Genomic DNA, 23,844 nt, shown 5'->3' on the forward strand with positions numbered 1-23,844 from the left:
ATGGTTTTTTTTATGTTATGATAAATAAAAAGAGGTGCATTTTTATGATAGAAGTAATAACTACAGGAAGCTTTTATACAAATAGCTATATTATTTCCAATGATAATAAGGAATGTATTATTGTAGATCCAGGTCTAGATTATAAGAATGCCTCAAAATACATTAAAGAAAAATATAAGCCAGTTGCGATATTTATTACTCATGCGCATATGGACCATATCGATGGCATACAGTATTTTTTAGATTTACCAGTTTATATTCATAGGGTAGAAGAGGATTCCTTATATGATATGGAAAATTCCTTATATCCAATGCTTGCAAGAATTACTCCATATACAAAGGGAAGCTTAAATATACATTTAGTATCTGATTTAGATGAAATAAATTTAATTGGATATAAATTTAAGGTATTACATACCCCAGGTCATACCAAGGGCTCTATTTGTTTTTCCTTTGATAAATGTTTATTTAGTGGAGATACATTATTTCAAGGCTCCTGTGGAAGATGTGATTTCCCAACAGGATCCTATAGTGAAATGCTAAAATCCTTAAATAGAATTATAAATACATATCCTGGTGATACAAAGGTATATCCAGGACATGGAAATGAAACAACCATTGAAATAGAAAAGAAGTATAATCCATATATCCAAAGGTAGGGGACATTATGAATTTTAAAGAAATAATGGAGAAGTATGAAGAGAATTATTTTAATATTAAAAAGCTTGATGAATTGTTAGATTCCTCTAGTGATTTTGATTCTTGGCTATCCAATATGAGAACTAGAGCTTTAAAGCTTCAGGAGTTTTATTCTATAGATAATCAATTGCTAGATGAAATATGTAATTATAGCAAAGAAGAAATTTTAAATGAGGAAGAAGCTAAAGCACTAGAAGAAGGAATAGATAAGCTTTATGATGATTATGTAATGGATGCATCCTTCTTATATCCTATTTTGTTAAAGCTAATTCATTATTATGAAGAAAAAAACAACATAGAAAAGCTTATTGAGCTTTATTATGTTGCTTTCTATTTATTAAATGAAAGTGAAAGAAGAAGTGCTAATTTAGATGCTGATTTAACGTATCAATATAAGATATTAGCTTTAAAAGATCATTATCAGGAATTACCACTTATCTCTAGAAGAAAATTCTTTTTAGTTTATTATAATTTATCTAGTGTATGCTTAGGAATGAATTCTACTGTAACACCAGAAGAATCCATTAAATGGTATAAGGAGGCTCGTGATTTCTTTTATTCTGATTTAGTTCAGTCTATCGATAAGGATACCGATAGAATTGTTGAATTATTTGAAACGATTGAATATGACTGGATTGCAGTTATTGATAGGGCAAATGAATTATCAAGTGAAGGTAGAGAAGAAGTATTTAAAGTAATTGATAAGCTATATAAAGAGGAACTTCTAAATGGGAATGAATTTGAGATGGATTCCTTTGTTTTTAGTTCTAATTTAGAAAAGGAAAGATTATTAAATCATATTACTCTAGAGGAATGTATCAATAGATATTTAGAGTATTATAGATATAATTTAAATACTTTTGATGGAGAATATAATCAAGAGAATTATTATACATTTATGGAAAGCCCCATCGCAATTGAAAGATGGCTATCACAAAGTTTAGATAATAGCTTTAGAAGAAAGGTATTCAATGAAATTAATGAAGCCTTTATGTCTAAGTATAAGCATTACTTTGGTGTTGTACCAACTCCATTTATTTATTCAGTACTTGCAGAATGGTGTGAATGCTCGATTAAATATTTAGTAGATTCTAAGGAAAAGGAAGAAGCTATATTTAATTTGATTGTCAAAAATCAAATTCCAACATATTTGCATTCTGTAATGGTTATGAAGCTATCTAAAAAGCTATTTGAGGTAGCATATAAGGAGAATAAGAGCTTATTTGATAATATCCCACTAGAATATGATGATTTGAGGGAATTTGTCAAAAAGAGCGCCCTTTTACACGATATTGGTAAAGTTAAAATTACAAATGTTATCAACAAGCAAGGAAGAAGATTATCCGATATGGAATTTAAGGGTATTTCTTTGCATCCAGAATTTGGTATTGACTTAGTAAAGGATGATCCAGATTTAAGAAAATATATGGATATCATCTTATATCATCATAAATGGTATGATGGTACAAAGGGGTATCCTAAAGGAGATATGAATACAAAATCCCCATATAGAATTATTATAGATATTGTATCTATTGCCGATTGTATGGATGCTGCAACAGATGACTTAGGTAGAAATTATAAAAGCTCTAAGGATGTATTAACAGTAATTGAAGAATTTATTAGTGATAGTGGTACTAGATATAATCCAGATTTAGTAAAAATATTATCTGAAAGTAAAGAATTAATTAAAGAATTTACTATAATTACAAAAGAAAAAAGAGCTCATTATATGTATGAAGCATATATGGAAGCTAGAGCTCTTATAAAGGAATAATGAAGATTTCCTGGTTTTAAATCAGGATTTTTTCTTTTAATATTTTATATAAAATCCGTATATTATTCACATTTTTATTATCTTTTCCTTTTTTCTTTTCTTAGATTATGATAAAATATTTACAAATTGTTTTTTTGGAGGATTACTATGAAAAAGCTAATTTTACCTGAAAATTATAAATCCGAGCTTGGACTTTTGGATACTGAGATTGCAATTAAATTTGTCAAAGATACATTTGAAAGAGATTTAGCAGATAAATTAAATCTAACACGTGTTTCTGCGCCACTATTTGTATTTCCAAAAACAGGCTTAAATGATAACCTAAATGGATATGAAAGAAGAGTTAATTTCGATATTAAGAATATTGATTCTGAAGTTGAAATTGTACAGTCCTTAGCAAAGTGGAAAAGAAATGCCTTAGCTAGATATGCCTTCTTACCTCATACAGGACTATATACGGATATGAATGCGATAAGAAGAGACGAGGATTTAGATACAATGCATTCTGCATATGTAGATCAGTGGGACTGGGAAAAGATTATTACTCGTGAAGATAGAAATGAAATATTCTTAAGAAAGACTGTTAAAGATATTTATTCTGTTATTTTAGAGCTTGAGCATAAGGTATCTAAGGTACACCCTCATTTATATAATGAATTACCAGAGGATATTTATTTTATTACTTCAGAAGAATTATTACAGATGTATCCTAATAAAACTCCTCAAGAAAGAGAATATTTAATTTGTAAAGAAAAGAAGGCAGTATTCATACTTGGCATTGGTGGTAAGCTTTCTAATGGTATGCCACACGATGGTAGAGCTGCAGACTATGATGATTGGGCTTTAAATGGTGATATTTTACTATATTATGATGTACTTGATATCGCATTTGAAATTTCTTCTATGGGTATTCGTGTCGATGAAAAATCTATTCTTACTCAGCTAAAGGAAAAGAAGGAAGAATTTAAAATGGAAAACCCATATGTACAGGATATCTTAAATTCTAGATTACCACTTACTATCGGTGGAGGTATTGGTCAGTCTAGATTATGTATGTTCATGCTAAGGAAGGCTCATATCGGTGAGGTTCAAGCATCCGTATGGGATGATAATGATTTAGAAGAATTAAGGAAACACAATATTATCTTATTGTAATAAAAAAAGAAAAGAAACAAGGTGAAGCATATGCAAAGTATGCTTCACTTTTTTGTAAAAAAATCGATAAAACGATGAAGTTGTTGTGTGAAAATTGTTTGAATGGGCTTAAAACTATGTTATAATAAACTGATTGTTTCTAGGGATTATTTATTTTATAAATAATTTCATTGAGGAGGGTTAATATGCCAGAGAAAGACGAGCCTGTCGTTGTATCAAGCTATAAGAGGGATGAGGGACCAGAGCCTATATTTGTTGCGGAAGGAAAAGAAGCTGAGGATGAGCCAGTCATCCTAAAGTTTGACGTAGCTAAAAAGGAAGAAAAGAAGGGCTTCCATGTTAAGATGCCCAATCTTACACTAACCTCTGTTGCCTTAAGAAATATGGCAGAAGAAATTTCCAAATATTTAAAGAATTTTGGAATGGAAATTAAAGAGGATGAATTAAAAGTATTCATCTCTAGCCTAACATCAAGGTTAATCGTAATCGATGATGCCGATTGCTTAGAATATACATCTAAAATAAGTGAATATTTTTGTGATAATACATTCGTTTGTAAGGGCGCATATGATGCAGCCTTATTAAAATGCTGCTATAGCGCATGTAGAAATCCTTTAGTTGCACACTTTTTACTTTGGCCAATAAAGGATAAAGTACCAATGCCTGAATTTTTAATTCGTTATATAGAGCTTCCAGCATCTGGTATTGAAATGGTAATGAATGAATATATCAATGATGCTTATGTTGGTAAGGCAAAGCTTCCAGATAACATCTTCGTTATTGCCTATGGAAATAGTAACTATTTAGATAAGAGACTAAATAGACAATATACAATTTGGAATCCTAGACTTAAAAGAGTTGAAAAGGAAAATACAGGCTATAAAACAATTTCTATGAATTCATTTAAGAATATGCATAAGGTTATGGATCCAATTAATGACCAGTTATGGACAAAAATGAGTGGTATAGAAGAAGTATTAGATTCTATGAGTGTTACTTTAGAAAACAAGGATTGTAATCATTTAGATGACTTCTTAGTTACTTTAGTAAATCAAGGAATCAATAATGATAAGGCATTAAAGTATTTATGTGATTATCGCTTATTCCCTATGGTTTCTAAATATTTAGACCTAGAGGAATTTAAAAGAAGGTTAACTGAAGCAGGAATATATGCTAAGGGAAGGGAGAACTTATAATGAATTTATTTCAAAACCCAGTATTTTTAACAATTTTATTAGGCATTCTATTTGTTGGAATTTTAGCACTTGGAATCCTATTCTTTTTATATACAAAAAATCCAAAGGATGATTCTAAAAAAGAAGTTGGAGCATCTAGATTTACCTCTTTAATTGATATTGATAAAGCAAATGAAAATAAAGAGCCTGAAGTATATAGCCCAATTACCTTTAAAGAGCTATGTGATAATTTTAGAAATTATTCCGCAAGTGCTTTAGGTCTATATTATTCTGAGCAAGATATCAGAAGATTCATTACAGGTCTTGCAACAAGCCATATTATGATTTTACAGGGTATGTCTGGTACAGGAAAAACTTCCTTAGCCTACGCATTTGGTAGATTTACAGAAAATGATTCATCCATTATTCCTGTTCAGCCAATGTGGAAGGAAAGAACAGACTTAATTGGTTATTACAATGAATTCACAAAGAAGTTTAATGAAACTCCATTCCTAGAATCCTTGTATAAAGCAAATTATTCTAAAGATATGTTTATTACAATCCTAGATGAGATGAATATTGCAAGAGTTGAGTATTATTTTGCAGAATTCTTATCTTTACTTGAAATTCCAGATCCTGAATCTAGATATATTGATGTAGTATCTGCCGCATTACCTGGAGATCCAATTAAGCTTAAGGAGGGTCAAATTAAATTACCAGATAATATGTGGTTTATCGGTACAGTTAATAACGATGACTCTACTTTCTCTATTTCAGATAAGGTATATGACCGTGCGATGATTATGAATTTGGATAAGCGTGCTACTCCATTTGATGCACAAAACCCAGGTTCTATGAAAATCTCTGCAGAGGATTTCTTAAATCTTGCAAAGGAAACTGGAAATAATTACCAAGTAAGAGAAGAATTAACAGACCTATTAACAAAGCTTGATATTTATTTACAAGAGAATTTCTATATTTCCTTTGGTAACCGTATTAATCGCCAGATTAAGCAATACCTAGCTTGCTATATTGCTTGCGGTGGAGAGGAAATGGAAGCACTCGATGATATCTTAGCTAAAAAGGTATTTAGAAAGCTAGGTAATGGTAGTGCTGCCTTAGTTAAAAAGGAAATTGATAGCTTATATGATAAGCTTGATGAATTATTTGGTTCAGGCTCTATGCCTGAGTGCCGTCATGCAATTGCCCGTATTTCTCAGACTGCAAGATAAATTTTAGATTTTGAGGTGAAACTATGGACCAAATGAATAAGGTCTATTGGAAAATTTCAGATTATATCCAAAGCATAAAGGATATTAAGGAATTAGATCCTATTATTAAGGATTTAACAAGATATAGTGATAAAGATATTTTCCAAAGAATTAAAAACGAAATAATAATTGAAGATGATTGGATTACCTTTACAGAATCTAAGATTAAATATGTAGAGGCTGCAGTATTTGAAAACCGTCAGTTTATTCGTGAAGAAGGAGAGGTATTACCAATTGAAAGAATCCGTAAGGTTTCTCCTTCCTCTGTTTCTCATTTAGCGAAGCATTCCGATTATATTGAAAAATATACAGAAGGAGAAGATATCACTCCATCTAAGCTTTATACCGTAAACAAGGATACAGATTATGGTGTATATGAAAATAAATTCATTTATTTATTGCTTTTAACATTATCTGATTTTATCTTCCGTATCAGAGAAGATGTAATGTCTAGCGTTAAAGGTGAAAATGGAGTATTCCAAATTAGAAGAAGAAATGAAATCTTAGGTGATGATATTGAGCTATCCTTAAGACTTGAATTTAGAAATGCTACTTTAGAAGAAAAGCTTACAGAGCATGAAGCTAAAAAGCTTACTCGTATGGAAGCCTTAAGAGAAAGAGTTGGAGCTCTACTTGCGACTCCTTTGATGCAAATTGTTTCAAAAGAGCCTGTAATTTCATCAAATATTACAAAAACAAATGTTTTAACAATGAATGAGAATTTCTCGAATTCATTAGAGCTATATGAGTATTTATTAAACTATGATAAAAAATGCTATCACGTGAATAAGGTTACTGAGGTAGTTCCTATTTCATCTAGTCTAGCATTCCCAATGCTTGGCCTTGAGCTTTTAGTTTCCTTACTAAAAGAATCAAAAACAGATGATTATGAAATCAAGAAAAATGAAATCATCGCAGATGAAAAGAAAAAGGCAATTGATGAGCTTTCAAAAAGAATTGATAAGATTAAAGAAAAATATCAAGCAGATCCTTCAAGTTATGTTGCAATACTTGAGGATAAGATTAATTTACTTGAATCTGAAAATATGCAGATGCAGGTATTAAGAGATAATCTAGATAAGATTGTCTTAGTAAAGGAAGGCTTAGATAAGGATAATAAAGCCTTAAGAATGGATATTGATAATCTTTTAAGTAAATTAAGAGATTTAGAGGCTAGATTAAAGGATGTTAATGCTAGTGAAGATTTAATCCGTACTCAGTATGAAGATAAGCTCAAAGAAAAGAATAAAGAAATTGAAGAATTAAAAGAAGCATTAGAAAAGAAAACAAATGAGCTTCAGGAAGCCTTAATTCAAAAACAAAATGCTATTTCTAAAACAGATAAGTTAAAAGAAGATTTATCCAATGAAAGAAAAAAATATGATGAGCTTAAGAGAACATCTGATTTGGAAATTGAATCTAAGGATAAAGAAATTAATGAGCTTTTAGATTTCAAGAGATTAAATGAAGGAAGATTTAAAGGCATCCAGGCAATGGCTGGAGAAATAAATTCAGAAAATGCAGAAACCTCTAAGGAAGCATTTGATGAGCTTGAGAATGAATATAATGCATTCACAAGCTATTATGAAGAGGTTTGGAAAAAAACAAAGAAAGAGATTATAAAAGAGATTAAGAGAAAGAAGGGATAATATGAAATCCTATAAAACATGGATATTTGTAACCTTTGGCTTAGTCATAGTAGTTGTAGGACTCTTAATTGGAGGAATCCTAAGCTTCTATTCGGCTGGTTATACTGTTGAAGGTTCATCAGGCATAGTTGTTATGCTACTTTTATCCCTTGTTTTAGTTGGTCTTTTAACAGCAATTGTACTAGTAAGCTTACTAATGAAGGACCAAAAGAAAAGAGGTAAGGATGCCGCTCATGCATTCCCTGCCTTAGAAAGAATTGATGATGAAATGAAAAAGAATCCTCCACTTCCTTATGATAAGGTAAGCTTAGAGGAATTCTGTAATGAGTTTAGAAATTTCTCTGCAGGAGAATTAGGTCTATATTATTCTATTGATGATATAAGAAGATTTATTGCAGGCTTAGCTGTATCTCATATTCTAATATTACAGGGTATGTCTGGTACAGGTAAGACATCTTTGGCTTACGCATTTGGTAAATTTATTGAAAGAGATTCAACAATTATACCAATTCAGCCAATGTGGAAGGAAAGAACAGATTTACTTGGATATTATAATGAATTCTCTAAAAGATTTAATGAGACTCAATTTTTAGAGACCATTTATCAAGCAAACTGGAGAAATGATATGTTTGTTACAATTTTAGATGAGATGAATATCGCAAGAGTTGAGTATTATTTTGCGGAATTCTTATCCTTAATGGAAATCCCATCGAATTCTAGATATTTAGAGATTATTTCATCTACATCAATTCATGACCCAGTTAAAATGAAGAATGGTCAAATTAAATTACCAGATAATATTTGGTTTATCGGTACAGCAAATAATGATGATTCAACATTTGCAATATCCGATAAGGTATATGACCGTTCTATGGTATTAAATTTAGACCATAAGGCAGAAGCATTTACTGTAGATAATTGGCGTCATATTCGTATGAATGCTTATGACTTCCAAAAGATGGCAAGACAGGCTATGGCAGAATACCGCTTGAGATATAAATATAAGAATAAGCTTGAAAGATTAGATTTATATATGCAGGATACATTTAGATTATCCTTCGGTAACCGTATTAATCGTCAGATTGAGGAATATACATCTGTATATGTTGCTTGCGGCGGAGATGAGCTTGAAGCATTAGATGATATTTTATCTAAAAAGGTATTTAGAAAGCTTGTTGGTGGAAACTCCCTATATTTAAAGAGAAAATCTGGTGAGCTTTTAGATAAGCTTGATGAATTATTTGGACAAAATAAAATGGTTTTGTGTAAGGAAATCATTTTAAGACTAGTGAGGTAAGCTATGAGTAAGAAATTAATTGTTGGTATACTTGCTGGTGTGGCAGGATTTATTACCTTCATTGGTGTTGTATTCATGGTATTAACCTTAACTGGAAGTATATCATTACTTAAAAACTCAATTACGATTACATCAGAATCCTATGAAAAGGAATATGATGGAGAAGGAATTGATGTCAATCGTTATGATGTACTTGGCAAGCTATATGAAGGAGATAGAGTTTCTATTGAATTTTATGATACATCTTGTAATGTAGGTACTTACACAACCTATTTTGAAGCCAAGATATTGAATAAGGATGATAAGGATGTAACAGAATCCTATAATATCACAAAAAATTATGGTACTGTTACCATCACCAAAAGAGAATTAACTTTAAGAGTAAAATCTGAAGAAGAAGAATATGATGGTAAAGAACTAAAAGCAACTGATTATGAAATTGTTGAAGGTAAGGGCTCTTTAGCTGAAGGAGACATCCTAGATGTTACATTAACTGGTTCTATTAAAGAAATTGGCGAAGCAAAGGCTTCCTTAGTTTATGCAATATACTCCATGAAAAATGGAGAGAAGATTAATGTAACTTCAAATTATAAGGTTCTTGCAGAAGATGGTATTTTAACGAAATCTGCAATTCCTCTTACAATTAAGAGCGATGGTGCAAGCTATGAATATGATGGTAAATATCATAGTGTTGATACATATACAACACCAAAGCTAAAGGTTAGTGAAGATGATACAGATTCTACTCATACAGAGCATTTAGCTTTAGGTGATACTATTTCTTATACATCTTTAACTAATGAAAAGAATGTAGGAAATTATAGTAATGATTATGAAGTAGTAATCTTAGATAGTTTAGGTAATGATGTAACAAAGAATTATGCCATTACAATGCTTTATGGTGAGATATCTATTTTAAGAAGAGATATCATTGTTGCATCAGAAAACATTGAAAAGGAATATGATGATGAGACCTATGTTGCTCAAGGAAATTCTAATTACACTTTAGATGGTACTTTGGCGGATGGAGATTTACTTAAGGTAAATTTCACTCAAGTTGCAACTCAAGCTGGTTCTTATGATAATACCTTCTATACTGCAATTTATAATGCAGAAGGAGAAAATGTTTCAAACAATTATAATGCAAAGAATATTTTTGGAACAATCACTATTAAGCCTCGTTTAATTGAAATTTCAACAAAAAGCGATGATAAGGTATATGATGGAACAGAGCTTAAAAATACTTCTGACCCAGAAGTTTCAATCTCTACTCCATTACTTATAGGTCATACATTATATGCAGTATTTAATGGTAGCATTGTTAATGCAGGAGAGATACAAAATTATTGCTCTATTACAATTAAAAATGCCCAAGGCCGTGATGTTACTAGAAATTATCAAATAACATTAAACCTTGGTACTTTAACAATATATAAAAGAGAATTAACTCTTCGTGCATCTAGCTATTCTAAGGCAGAAGATGGAAATCCAATTGTATCAAATTCTTGGTACATCGTAAATGGTAATATGGCAGATTATGAGTATTTAGATGTAACTGTCACTCCTGAATTCCCACTTTCTACTGTAGGTACTGTAAGAAATATTTTAACATATCAAATTGTGAATAAGGATGGTCAAATCCTAACACAAGCTCAAAACAATTATGATATTAAAGTTTTAAATGGAATACTTTCTATTTATGAAGCACAAAATAAACCAGTTTATTTAGCTCCAAAGGATGTATATAGTAAGTATGTTGATGATGAAACAACGATTACTCCAACAGAGATTATTGGATTTGATTATTATGCTTCTTTAGGTTATTCAATTGAATATGTATTAACAGGAACTCAAACTGGTATTGGTACATCTGTATCAAGTATTATTAAGGATTCTATTCGTATTAAAGATAATTCAAATGTGGATGTAACAGCCCAGTTTACAATTGATGATGATCATTTATTTACTGGCTTATTACAAATTTATGAAAAAGAAATTACAATTATTACTCCATCTTTAACAGAAGAATATAATGGATTAGCCCATTCTACTATTTTAGCTCCAACAATTTCAGGCGCAGATAATTTAGTTATCGATTATGAAGTAGTTGGAAGCCAAAAGAATGTTGGTACATCCATGAATGAAATAAAGATTAATGGTGTATATGATATCACAGATACAGAACACCTAAATAATATAATGGATCATTATTATATCCATATTACTTTAGGTACACTTAAGATATCTCAAAAAGCAATTACTGTAAGTACATCATCTGTTACAAGCTCTATTCAAACAGAGTCTTATATATCTGGTGCAATTGATGAGACTACATTAGATTTATGTGATAATCATCATATTGAACAATCTATAGTTACACTAGATTATGTAGGATCAAAACAAAATGCTATTACAATCATCATCTTAGATGAGAATGGTGAAGATGTTACATATAATTATGATATTACATATAATTATGGAACATTATCTTTAACGAATTAATTATAGAAAGGAGGATTCTCTATGCGTTATGAAGAATTTTATAATGAACAAGTAATAAAATATAAGAAAAGAAGAGCATTCTTAACAAAGAAATTACCCTTCATATTGATTGGATTAGTAATCCTCCTTTCTGCTATTTTAGTACTATTCTTTACATCAGGAACACCATATGAATATGGTATTTCGGATTTAAAATTTGGTGATACTATTCAAAATACACCAAAATCCTTCTTAGCATCAGCAAGATATGAATTCTTAGTTGATGGAAAATATCAGGAGGAACAACCAACAAAGCCTGGTAGTTATAGCTATAGAATTGCATCTACCAATATTTTTGGAGTTACAAAGTATTCTTCCGATTATGAATTTGTAATTGAAAAGGGTAAGGCAACAATCTCTATTGAAGATACTACAGTTGATTATGGCTTTGAACCTAAAAAGATTACTTCAAATCTTCCATATGATAAAAAAATATCCTCTTATACTATTGAATATGAGGATAAGCATCAATTAAATACCAAAGCTTGGGTATCCGATGTTACAATTATAGATTCTTTAGGAGTAGATATTACAGATTATTATGATTTAGAATTCCCTAAAACTGAAATAACATTTGTAAAAGTTCCTTTAGTTATTACACTTAAGGATAAAGAAAAGGTATATGATGGTACACCTTTAGAATATGAAGGTGAAGAGGATTATACAATTAGAGGCTTAATCAATGGAGATGAAGAAGTACATCTAGAAGTAGAAGGAAGCCAAACCTTAGTTGGAGAAAGTGAATATAAGGTTACAAATGTTTCAATTAAGGATAAGGATGGCAATGCTTATGAAACCTATGATTATGTATTTGAAAGTGGATTACTAACTGTTACAGAAAAGACAATTGAATTTGAAACAAAGGATTGTGCTACTACTTATAATGGAGAGGTACAGGAATTTGATGAATATCAATTATCTGAAGATATTCCAGATAGTGTTACAGTAGATCCAATTGAAGTGAATTTGGCTGGAAAATATAGCTATGAGCTTACTCCTAAATTTATAAATAGTGATGGAGTAGATGTATCTTACTGTTATATTGTTGAATATACATATGGCTTTATTGCTGTTAATAAGGCAAAAGCGAAGGTAACGCTAGATGATATGGAAGTTGAATATTCTGGTAATACCATATTTGATGATACATACACATTAGATAGTGGAAATCTATTTGATAGTGAACTTAAGATAAAAGTTGATTCAAGTATAAGAGAAGTAGGTGTTGGCAAAATAACCTATAAGTCTTATACATTAACAAAGGATGGTATAGATGTATCTGATTCCTTTGATTTAGAAATTGAAAGTGGAAATATTGAAATTGTTAAAAAGGATTTAACAATTAAGCCAAAAAGTACAATAAAGGAATATGATGGACTTACCTTTGAAACAAATAAATATGAACAAGAAGGCTTAGTTTCATCAGATACTCTAGCATTTACATCGACTTGTAGTGCTACAGAAATAGGAATATCTGAGATAGTAATTGATTCATCAACAATTTCTATTATGCATAATGGAGAAGATGTATCTTACTGTTACAATATTACAGAAGATTTTGGTTTATTAACAATTACAAAAAGAAAGCTTAAAATAAAAGTATTTGGTACGGATATTACCTATGGAGATACGCCTGTATTCTCCTATGCGTGTGGAAAGAATGATGGCTTACTTGAAAATGATACAGTCTATATCGGTTCATATAATTATACAATGAATATTGGAATCAATGAGATTGATATCCAAGACTTTTCCATATTAGATGGTAGTAATCTTCATAATGATTTATATGATGTTACAATAGTTAAAGGAACATTTACTATATTTAAAAAGTCACTTAAGGTGTCCTTATCTTCAAAAAGTAAAATATATGATGGTAATGAGCTTGAAGTAAATGATAGTGATTACTACATTTCTTCTGGTGAATTATTATCAACAGATTCCATTACCTTTATTCCATCTAACATTACTGCTTTAGATGTTGGAACAAGAATTGTTCCTGTTACAGTAGATAATGTATTTATAAAAAATGAAAATGATGAAGAAGTAACATCTTATTATAATATTGAATTTTCCTCTGGTAGTCTTACAATTACTCCAAGGGTTGTAAATATTACTACAGGATCTATTACAAAGAGTTATGATTTTGGTGTCTTAACTTGTGATGAGGCAAGCGTTTCTGGTCTAGTTTCAGGACAAGTAATTGAGATTGAAATCACTGGTGAATTATTCTATGTGGGTAGTGCATCTAATACAATTGGTAAAATTAGAGTTTATAGCTCTAGCTTTGAAAATGCAGTAGATTTAACAGAAAACTATACATTTAATATTCACGAAGGAACATTAACTTATACAGAAAGGAGTGCATAAGTATGAAAAAGAGAATTATCATTATATTTGGAATTTTAATTAGTTCTTTTCTAGCAATTGCTTTAGTATTAGGTAATATCATGAAGCCTAATTTTAAATCTTATCAAACACAGTTGAATGCAGTAAAGCTATATGATTCAGAAAATGAAACAAGTAATTTTGATTCTAGTGTTAAAAATTACGAAATAAAAGATAGTGATGATGTTTTAGCCTTCTTTAATATTGATGATGATACTTCGGGAATGACTTTTACAGTCACAGCAGAAGAAGACATTGATATGCAAGGAAAGCCATTAAGCAAAATGGCTAAATTCTCTGGTACTTTAGATGGTAATTCTAAAAAGCTTTTGAATTTATCTTTTGTTGAAAGAAATGATGATTCTTATGCATTCATTGAAGAGCTTGATACTGATGCAGTTATTAAGAATTTAACTATTGATGGTATCACTACTCCAACTCATCATAATAGTGTTGGTTATGGTGATAATGGTTATGTACATTTTATTCATAAGCTAGATAGTGGCGCTATGCTTTATAATAATACATTTTATCGAATCTATTTAGGATGCGGTTATAATGAGGGTAAAGTATATGCATATGGATATGATGATGCAGCTTTAGTTGGAGAAAATAATGGTTTAATTAGTAACTGTTATTTGGCTGAAGAAAAAGGCGCAGCAGAGAATCCTTCTCTTAGTGAAGTAAAAAATTATTTTTATGGATATAAACATGCATCTGTATTTGCATCCTATGGTAAGAATGGTTCATATATTGAAAGATGTGATGGCTATGGTGCTATCGTATATGGATATAAATATGTAGGTGGAATTGTTGCAGAACAAGATGGTAGCTATATTACTTCATGTTTAGCAGATTCCTTCTTTGTTGGTACAATTCCAAGTGAACTATTAATTAGTGGATTAACAGCTTTTATTCAAACCGAGTATCAGAAAGATACTTTAGAAAACTATGTCGGTGGATTAGTAGGAAAATCATTAAACTCCACTGTTGTTAATAATGTTTTCTTTAACCAAAATGGTTATTTATTATGTGGAGTAGCTGACGAAGACAAAGTTGCTGTTGTTTCATCTTCTTGTGGTACTACAAGAATTGGTGGTATGGTAGGTTACTCAAGCGGTGGTTCTATTGATTATAATTTGTTTGAAGGTTCTATTCAGCAAACATATGTTGAAGGAGTTTCAAAAGCAAATTCTATTAAAAATATCGTTAGAGGTGATGGTGCATCTTCAGAAACTAAGCATTGTAATGTAGTAGTTCGACCACTTGATGAAGCAGATGATAAATATTTTATTGATGTATCCGATGGAAGCACTCCTATAAGAACCTATACTGCCCATGAAGCACCATTATATCTTGCAAGTCCATCTTTAAATGGTGATGGTAGTACAACTATGGATTTTTATGATATGCGCAATAGTGTTAATTTTGCTCATTGTCATGGATATACTCTTTCAACAATTTATGATGAAATGAATCCTAGTGAATATAAGGCTTATAAGGTTTATTATGATAATGATGAACATGTAACTTATAGCTTTGAAGCATATTCTAATCAGGCATATAGGATTGATACTACTAATTTAAAACATGAGACTTATTATGATGATTTTATAAATCAAGGTGATGATTTATTTAAAGCTGTAGAAAAAAGTAGTAATGGATATAGTGAAGCTAATATCTATAAGAGAATAACTATAGAAGATGAACAAATAATATTTGAATTTACTGCCAATAGTAAGCTTTGGGATAAATACTATTTAGCATATTATGATGCAGCTGTTAAAAACAATGTTTATTACAATTCAACATTTGACCCATATGAAATTTTAGAAGGCGCTTATTATTTCATTTGTGATAGCCAAGATCAATCTAAATTATCACGAATTGCTGGTGCTAATGAAATATATAGAAGTATTAACAATGTATGTGAAACATACGATAAAGATGGTAATAAAACAGATGATAAGGCATCTCATGTTTTATATGAAGGAAATACTGTAAGAATTTCTAATCGTATTTGGGTTTCTGGGAAAAGACCAGTAAATTACAGTATTAATAGTAATTTAAATTTAACAAAGGAAACTGGTTACACCTTATCCTATTCTTATACTCGTTATGATGAGGGTGAGTCTCAATTTATACAGACAGCTATAAGTGATTTTCAGTCTATTGATACTCTATCTACAGAAATAGTAATAGGAGATATGAATTTCACTGTATATTATATTTTTAACCAAAGTAATTTATCCTTCACTGGAACAATTCAAATGGATACTACAAATATAACTGATCCAGAGATTGTATTTGTAAATCAAAATGGACAAACGATTACTTCGGATTATTTAAGCTGTACAATACAATCCGATTTATCCTATACTATGTCTATCACTCCAGATTCTAGTTTGAATTTCTCTAATACTTTTGTAAGATTTACTTACTTAAATAATGATGTAGCAGAATATAAGAATCTTGCATCCTTAGATAGCTTTATTAAGTTTTTAGGTAATAATGATAGCTTACATACTGTAATCTTAAATGTAAACTTTACGGCAGATGATAGTTTAGAAGCTGAGTTAGAAGAAGATTTTAAAACTATTATTTATTTCTATCCAATGCTAGGCTCTGCAGACCCTACAGATTATTATTACAGTGTAGTAGAAGAAAATGGTGGAGCACTAGTTGAAAGAATTTATAAATATGGATATCCATTTAATCCATTAGCTGATTACACTTTAGCAGAAAATCAAACTTTCCGATTTGATTATAATACTTTGGGTGTAAGAGGATATTTATATGATAGAAGCAATAGTACATTCTATTTAAATGTTAATAATGTATTACATAATGCTTTCTCATCATATAATTGGACTGTAAATATCATAATTAGCAAAACAAATAGACAATATAAAATATTTGAATATTGGAATTGTGATTTAGTTGATTCCATGGGCGGTAAATATTTTGAAAAGCACGATTATGATTTCTTTGATTATCTTTTCTACTGTGAAGAAGCAGGATTATATGAGAATAATTATTGCTACACGGAAGCAGGAACAGATAGAATTCCTAAAGTTTTTGATAAGAAGAATTTATATTTATACAATGATTTAGAAACAACAAAGAGATTCATGATTATTGAAATCAAGTATTATACAACATATGATCCTAATTATCCTGAAAATTCTATAGAATATACAGGAAATTTAGAGGATTTAGAACAAGATATTTATTGTGTATATACTCTAGCAATGTCAAAATCGGAATCTATGAATTATGAATATACATATTATGATGAAAGCTTTGGCTTCAAGTATGGTGAAGATTATGCTGCAAATACTTTTGAATTTGGATTTTGTTCAAGCTCTGAGGCTTATGGTGATGTAGTAGATGGAATTTTAATTAATCAAACAGATAGTGGTAATTATAAACACTTGTCCGTATATATTCCAGATGGTTTAGAACCATATTTATGGATTATACATTACGAAGATGAAACACACGAATCCGTTTCAAATTACTATTTTGCTCAAACTCTTGAATATATTGCGACACACGAGGATACCATTTTAGAGTTTAAAACATTCTATGTGACTACGGATGAAGAATCAGCTGCCTATGATTATGTATTTGAATATGGATGTGGAGCTACATCTACAGGAGTTCTTGAAAAGAATAATGCATTTTTATCTTACACTTTAGCGAATAAACCATATGCTATTCGTTTTAATGTTGAAAGAGGATATGAAATTGCAAATACTACAGCTGAATATACCTTAACCAATAGTGTATATGAGGGTGTTTTAGAAGATGATATTCATCTAACTGTAGAAAAGAGTCTTGTTTACTACCGCATTAATTATTATTGGACTAGTGGATATCAAATTGAAGTAGAGTTTTCTAATGAGGAAGGTCCATTCTATGTTAATAATATAAGTAGTGACACGATTGCTGAGCATTGGTCTTCCTATTCTAACGAAGAATTAAGAGGATTCTATGCTTTATATACAATAAATGACACATCAATTAAATACATATTAGAAGAAGGAACAATTCGACATTGTAAATATAATGATATTGAATTTGAGGGATTCTTGATTTATAAGAATGTTTATACACAGTATAATATAGAGTCAAATGTTGGTGTTGATTATAGACAAACTCCAACGCCATCCGATTGTAGAGATTATTATGTTGTATTTACTATCGCAGCTCCAGAATCTGATGATAATAATTTAACATATTATCATTATAAGCAATATACTATGCCTAATAGCATCACATATGGTGAAAATACATATAATTATTCATCTGATGGATTCACATTTGATTTCTCTAAGGAAAAAATGGAATTCAATAAACCAACGGAATATGAAAATGTAAGAGTAATCTATGGTGTAGAAGAAAATAGTATAGATTCAACTATAACATGTACGTATTTTTATGATGGTAATATGTATTTATGGGCTTTACTTGATGATTCCAAATTAGATGGCGAATCACCAAAGGTTCCTATTTTAGAAGATATTGATTCAGATTTCACAATTTATAGAATATGGTCATCGCAAAATAGTGTTACGGATGATATAGAGGCAACCATTAAGCTTAGAAATAATACCGAAGAAACCAAAACGATTGTATTTGATGCATATGCATATTATATTTCAGGATATACAATTTCTTTTGATCTATCTCATTATGATGAACTTGGTAAAAGTGCTCACGTTCATGAAATTTCTAATTATGCAGCAGGTGGTAGTACATTCTCTCTTGAGGTTACTCAAAATACATCTATAAATGTTACTTTGTCATATAAAGAATATACTATTAATTATTCATGGGATGTAGAAGGTAAATTCATTTTTGATGAGAATATAGAAGCTACAGAAATTAATAGTAGCTGGATTTATGCAAATTATCAATTTGCTCAAGATAATGGATTTAGATATACTGTTGAAGATACAGAAGCATATTTAAATTATTATTTAAATGTAAATAAAATGTTTATCTTTGAAAAAGATGATGTAAGACAAGATGTTCTTATTGCAGGTATACATTTCTATCAAGATAGTCTTCATACAACTGAATTTGATTCTAAGCCGCTTCATCCTTTTGTAGGAAACGTCTATGTCATTATAGATTTAGCGTTTGCTTCTGATTCGCCTCTTACTTATTATTCAAAAGAAATTGGAACTATCAAATTAAATGGAGTAGAAGCAAATTATTCCTTTAAGTATTCAAGCTTAGAATACTATTTTGAAGAAACGAATGTAGGTTCAGCAGCAGTAAAGGATGGCACCTTATATTATTTTGAACCAGATGAGGGATACTTATGGTTATTTGTAGATGATGAGGCAATTTGTCCTGTTAGCATAGATGATGAAGTATTAAATTATGATTATTATTCTATAACTATAGGAGATAAAGATGGCGATGGCTTTGGCTATAACTATGATGTAAGTATAAATGGAATGATGACTACTGAGGGTGATTCTGGAGATACAAGAATATATTATTTATCTAAAGGAGAATCCTTTATAGCACGCTTCCAATACGATGGTGAAGAAGGATATGAATATTCTCAAAAGGATAATTCTTTTGGAATTGAAAAGAATAAGATTGTTGTAGAGAATATTGATCAAGAATATACCTTCATGGTTGATTTTGGATATAAAAAGAGCTCCTATCGTGTATATTTCTATATTGATAGAAGTGATATTACAAATGATCCTGATTTCAATTATGACGATGTATATTTAGATGATCCTACCTTTAATGCAGAAACATATACAACTTGTGAGTTTGAATCAAGTTTCCCTGCATATCCAGAAATTTCTAAAGAAGGATATCGTTTGGCTGGCTATGTAATTTATTATGGCGAGAATATGATTGATATGTATGTTTCTCCAGAAAGTACAATTCCTTCTCATCATGTCATCGTATATGGGGATTGGGTTGAAGCAGGCAGAGCATCTTTTGAGATTACTTATTATGAATCAAATCGTGAAAAATTAGACTTTGAAGAAACAGAAATGTCTGCATCATCTGTCATGTTATATTATGTAGATAATGTAACAACAGAAAAAACATTAATGGAGCAGTTATCCTTTGATGCAAATAATATTGATACAATGCAATATAAGGTATCTGTATCTAAGGTAATGGATGGTGGCTATTTCTATAGATATCAATTCTATTTCTTCCCAGATGATTCCGACAATGGTAATTTAGAGGTTTATTTAAAGCTTCCAAGGACAAGTGAATATATTTATTTTACTACATTAAATGAAGTTGGAAGTGGCGGACAATTTGAATTACAGTATATTTCTGTTGCTACTCTAAATGCAGATCCAAGCGACGAGGAAACTCATATTGAGGTTACAGGTGAAGGATGGTATTTATTTGGTGATGTTGTTACATTAACATTAGATATTGAAGAAGGGTATTATGCATATTTTACAGATGCAGAATTAGCTAGATTAGTAAATATTTATAATTCCAATACGATTCGTATTGCCTCTATGCAAGAGATTTCTAATGAGCTTGGAAGCTTAGAAATTGCACTTTCTGTTGCAAGAAGACAATATCATATTTATTACTATTTAGATGGTAATTTAGTTCATACAGATGATTATTACTGTGGCGATAGTGTTACTATTTGGGAGCCATCCAATGAGCAATTACAAGGCTATAGAAAATCGGAATGGAATGATACATTAGATACTATGCCAGCAGCAAATGTAACTTTATATGCAAGTATTATTTATGGTATTACAAAGGAATATACAATTAACTTCAGTGGTACTGTTATAGAAGGAATGTTCTTTATTGCCGACAATAAAGAAGAAATTACAGCAAGAACAATTATCACAGAAGCTGTTGTACTAGATAATAATAGAATAGAAGTCACATATAAAGAAAATCATGGATTCTTGTGGATGGTTGATCCAATCACTAAGACAGTTAGATATTTAAATGTTGACTTAGATTCTATTACAGAGATTAATTTAGTTAAATATACAATTCCAGATGGAATAGATCATTTATCTGTTTCCAATTTAGGCTATCATTTAACAAATTCTATCGTTGGTGTTGAGGTTACTAAAGAACCAGGCTATACCTATGTTACAAGTGAAACTAAGGTTGGTAATATCTTATTAATTTCTTCTAAAGAGAATGATTATGAAATTGATTTACAAGAAGAAAAATGTAAATATAATGTATATTATTTCATTAAGGATACTTTAGTTTACCAAGATGAATATTATTATGGCGATGACATTATCCTTTGGGAATATGATCCAACTCTTTATGATGGAGATTTCAATTTTGTATCTTGGAGTGCGATTCCATTTGAGGTAATGCCAGCAAGTGATGTTTTAGTTTATGGACAAGAAGGCGCAAGCTATTCTTTAATTACAATGCCAAATGTTTCTATGCTTCATGAAAATGAAACATTAGGTAAGGCAGTATTTACTGGCGGTTTAGTCAAGATTGGAAATGAAATAATTCCAGGTGAATTTAGATTTGAAGATTCAACACATGTTGTTAAAAAGGTAGAATCCGCAACAGAATCATTTGTTGTATTATTCCAACCAAATGATATATCACTAGCTCCTTATAAGTTTGAAATGACTATTTTGGTATGTAATCCAAAATATGATGGAGATTTAGATGATATTTATTTAATTTCTAGAACAAATAATTCTATATCCTTACATATTAATGAAAAATATGAATTCTATTTTGAAAATGGTTCATACCAAGTAGGTAGAGATTTTGAAGTATCTAATCTAAAGGAAAATACAACATATAAAATTACATATCGCTATAAGGCAGATGATGATTATTGTGCATCCGATGCATATGTATTTGAGGTTAGAACTCTAAGCTTTGATGAAATGCTATATATTAATTCACAAGCCTTAGGCTTAAGTGTAATTGATGCTGCTGTTAGCTATTTTGATAATCCAACAGTTCAAAGATATCTATCTTTATACCAAGAAAAATTATCTAAAGATTATGCAGTTGAAATGGATGGAGTAGAAGCTCAAGAATTCGTTGAATTCTTAACTGAGGTTATTGGTTATTTAACTGAAATTGAGGATGCAAGAATTCCTGTATCTCACCTAGATGCTAATCGTATTATGGATTATGCAAACAAGTGTATTGATGAGCTTTCTGATTTAGCATTCAATGGTAATGCATCAACAAAGAATTTAGCTAGATATAAGAATTATGTCATCAATGTTTTAAATGTAAGTGATTCTATTATTTCTACATATAATATTTCCTTAAGTGATCTTATAAATCAGAAGCAATCCATTAAGCTTACTGCATTAACTAATACAAATTCATTAGATATCCAAAATCAAACAAGCTTTGTAATTAATAAGGTTGATGAATTATTAGAATACAATTATTCCAATTATTCTCATGTAGATTTAAATGAATTTAAGGATGAATATATTGGAAATACTGTAATTCTAATGAAGGATGTGAATAAGCAAGTACATCATACGGATAGTCAAATGGTAACACAGAATATCAGTAAGTGTGTAACTCTATTACAATCACAAACTTATGAGGATTATACATTTAACCGTGAGGAATATGATGCTATCTTCTTCAAGGCAGCAGAAGCTGCAGTAGTAGCTCATATGCAGGTTATTGTATTAAATGATTTAGATAGAATATATATTATTAAGATTGAAAACTTAGATTTTACTAAGAGAATGTCCTTAAAGAATGTATATTTAGATTTAGTAGATCAATATTCTGATTTTGATACTTTCTACTTAGAATATAGAAAAATGATTGAAGCTGGCAATGATATGACTTATGATGATTGTATTTCTACATTCTCTAGCAATTTAGAGGCTAAGCTTGTCATACCAGTAAGTTCAAACCTAACAAGTACAGAGGTAATTGTTGTATTTGTATTTGCATCTGCAGTGTTTGCGCTTGTATGCGTAATTGTTGCAAGACATATTATCATAAAGAGGAGGGCACATTATGCGACAGGATCTAGAGAATAATAGGGACCCTGAAGAGTTTAAAAGCTCGAAGGAATTTAATAAAGATCCCAAAGAGGAAAGATTCGCTAAGGAATACATAAGTGCAGCGGAATCTGATGATCTAAATAAGGAATATCCAGTAGAAACTAAGGTTCAAAGAATTAAACGTGATGCGGCATCTGGTGGTAAGCTTGCCACTGGTGCTGCAGTCGTTGGTGTTGCATCCTTAATTGTTATTGGTACATCTGGCTTAGTTAATATTAATATGGATGGAAAAATTGAAAAGCTTGAATTCCAAGATAATCATATTGTTTATGAGGTAAATGTTTCTGATGTAGAAAAAGGAAATACAATGTATTTTGAAATCTATGAAGGAACAGCATCGAATGCACTTACAACAAAAGAAATCATTACAGATGTAGAAGAAACTATAAATGGTCCATATAGTGGTATACTAGATACCTTAGATTTAAATATTGAAGAAAAGCTTAAAACAAAAGATTCTGTATCCTTTACATTTAGACTTTGTGGTAACACAGGGTTAGTTAATAGAACCTATGATTCTATGATTTTAGAGGTTAATCAATATGAATCTGTATTTAGAAGTGTATCCTATATGAGTGATTTTGAAAATTCGGGATGCTTCCTATTTGAAATGGATTTCCAAGATGACTATGGAATATTTACAGATTTTGATGCATTTATTAAAGATTCTGATGGAGTTATAAGTAAATGTAGCTTCACAGATAATTTACATGACCAGCAAAGAATAAGTATTATTCATTTAGCTGGTGGAGAAGCTTATTTTGAATTATCATTTAATAGTAATGGAACAAAAGAAACTTATTCTTATGTTGTTCAAATTTAGGAGGAAT

11 protein-coding genes are annotated in these 23,844 nt (G+C 30.2%); all 11 read left to right on the forward strand.

The features are described 5' to 3' along the window. The first annotated feature begins 44 nt into the window (after positions 1 to 44). The 11 genes from EI71_RS05955 (at position 45) to EI71_RS06005 (ending at position 23,837) form a co-directional block, all read left to right on the forward strand. The gene (locus EI71_RS05955) at positions 45 to 659 is read left to right on the forward strand and encodes an MBL fold metallo-hydrolase (protein WP_162849817.1); all 615 of its coding nucleotides are present in this window, start codon (positions 45 to 47) and stop codon (positions 657 to 659) included. 8 nt (positions 660 to 667) lie between these two features. Then, positions 668 to 2,476 carry an HD-GYP domain-containing protein gene (locus EI71_RS05960; RefSeq protein WP_119016342.1) on the forward strand — a complete coding sequence of 603 codons (1,809 nt, stop codon included), beginning with the start codon at positions 668 to 670 and terminating at the stop codon, positions 2,474 to 2,476. Positions 2,477 to 2,623: 147 nt separating this feature from the next. Next, entirely contained in the window at positions 2,624 to 3,631 is a 1,008-nt protein-coding gene (gene asnA, locus EI71_RS05965; RefSeq protein ID WP_119016343.1) for an aspartate--ammonia ligase, read from the forward strand. Positions 3,632 to 3,816: 185 nt separating this feature from the next. Further along, positions 3,817 to 4,827: a hypothetical protein gene (locus EI71_RS05970; RefSeq protein ID WP_119016344.1), complete on the forward strand. Its 1,011-nt coding sequence runs from the start codon at positions 3,817 to 3,819 to the stop codon at positions 4,825 to 4,827. Continuing rightward, the gene (locus EI71_RS05975; RefSeq protein ID WP_119016345.1) at positions 4,827 to 6,038 is read left to right on the forward strand and encodes a hypothetical protein; all 1,212 of its coding nucleotides are present in this window, start codon (positions 4,827 to 4,829) and stop codon (positions 6,036 to 6,038) included. Before EI71_RS05970 ends, EI71_RS05975 begins: the two co-directional genes overlap by 1 nt. A 23-nt stretch (positions 6,039 to 6,061) precedes the next feature. Continuing rightward, complete coding sequence (locus EI71_RS05980) at positions 6,062 to 7,726, forward strand: hypothetical protein (RefSeq protein WP_119016346.1); 1,665 nt, start codon at positions 6,062 to 6,064, stop codon at positions 7,724 to 7,726. Position 7,727: 1 nt separating this feature from the next. Continuing rightward, positions 7,728 to 9,023 carry a hypothetical protein gene (locus tag EI71_RS05985; RefSeq protein WP_119016347.1) on the forward strand — a complete coding sequence of 432 codons (1,296 nt, stop codon included), beginning with the start codon at positions 7,728 to 7,730 and terminating at the stop codon, positions 9,021 to 9,023. A 3-nt stretch (positions 9,024 to 9,026) separates the two neighbouring features. Beyond that, positions 9,027 to 11,525 (forward strand): hypothetical protein, encoded by a 2,499-nt coding sequence (locus EI71_RS05990; protein ID WP_119016348.1) that lies wholly within the window; start codon positions 9,027 to 9,029, stop codon positions 11,523 to 11,525. Positions 11,526 to 11,546: 21 nt separating this feature from the next. Continuing rightward, positions 11,547 to 13,934, forward strand: a complete 2,388-nt coding sequence (locus tag EI71_RS05995) for a hypothetical protein (RefSeq protein ID WP_119016349.1) — start codon at positions 11,547 to 11,549, stop codon at positions 13,932 to 13,934. Positions 13,935 to 13,936: 2 nt separating this feature from the next. After that, positions 13,937 to 22,990: a hypothetical protein gene (locus tag EI71_RS06000; RefSeq protein ID WP_119016350.1), complete on the forward strand. Its 9,054-nt coding sequence runs from the start codon at positions 13,937 to 13,939 to the stop codon at positions 22,988 to 22,990. Next, entirely contained in the window at positions 22,968 to 23,837 is an 870-nt protein-coding gene (locus EI71_RS06005) for a hypothetical protein (protein WP_119016351.1), read from the forward strand. Before EI71_RS06000 ends, EI71_RS06005 begins: the two co-directional genes overlap by 23 nt. Positions 23,838 to 23,844: the final 7 nt, after the last annotated feature.

It is taken from the genome of Anaeroplasma bactoclasticum (genome assembly GCF_003550015.1).
In the GTDB taxonomy this organism is placed as follows: domain Bacteria; phylum Bacillota_I; class Bacilli_A; order Acholeplasmatales; family Anaeroplasmataceae; genus Anaeroplasma; species Anaeroplasma bactoclasticum.

Coding starts and splice junctions, on each gene's coding strand:
- EI71_RS05990 (WP_119016348.1), top strand. CDS start 9,027: ATGAGTAAGAAATTAATTGTTGGTATACTTGCTGGTGTGGCAGGATTT.
- EI71_RS05995 (WP_119016349.1), top strand. CDS start 11,547: ATGCGTTATGAAGAATTTTATAATGAACAAGTAATAAAATATAAGAAA.
- EI71_RS05985 (WP_119016347.1), top strand. CDS start 7,728: ATGAAATCCTATAAAACATGGATATTTGTAACCTTTGGCTTAGTCATA.
- asnA (WP_119016343.1), top strand. CDS start 2,624: ATGAAAAAGCTAATTTTACCTGAAAATTATAAATCCGAGCTTGGACTT.
- EI71_RS05960 (WP_119016342.1), top strand. CDS start 668: ATGAATTTTAAAGAAATAATGGAGAAGTATGAAGAGAATTATTTTAAT.
- EI71_RS05975 (WP_119016345.1), top strand. CDS start 4,827: ATGAATTTATTTCAAAACCCAGTATTTTTAACAATTTTATTAGGCATT.
- EI71_RS06005 (WP_119016351.1), top strand. CDS start 22,968: ATGCGACAGGATCTAGAGAATAATAGGGACCCTGAAGAGTTTAAAAGC.
- EI71_RS05955 (WP_162849817.1), top strand. CDS start 45: ATGATAGAAGTAATAACTACAGGAAGCTTTTATACAAATAGCTATATT.
- EI71_RS06000 (WP_119016350.1), top strand. CDS start 13,937: ATGAAAAAGAGAATTATCATTATATTTGGAATTTTAATTAGTTCTTTT.
- EI71_RS05980 (WP_119016346.1), top strand. CDS start 6,062: ATGGACCAAATGAATAAGGTCTATTGGAAAATTTCAGATTATATCCAA.
- EI71_RS05970 (WP_119016344.1), top strand. CDS start 3,817: ATGCCAGAGAAAGACGAGCCTGTCGTTGTATCAAGCTATAAGAGGGAT.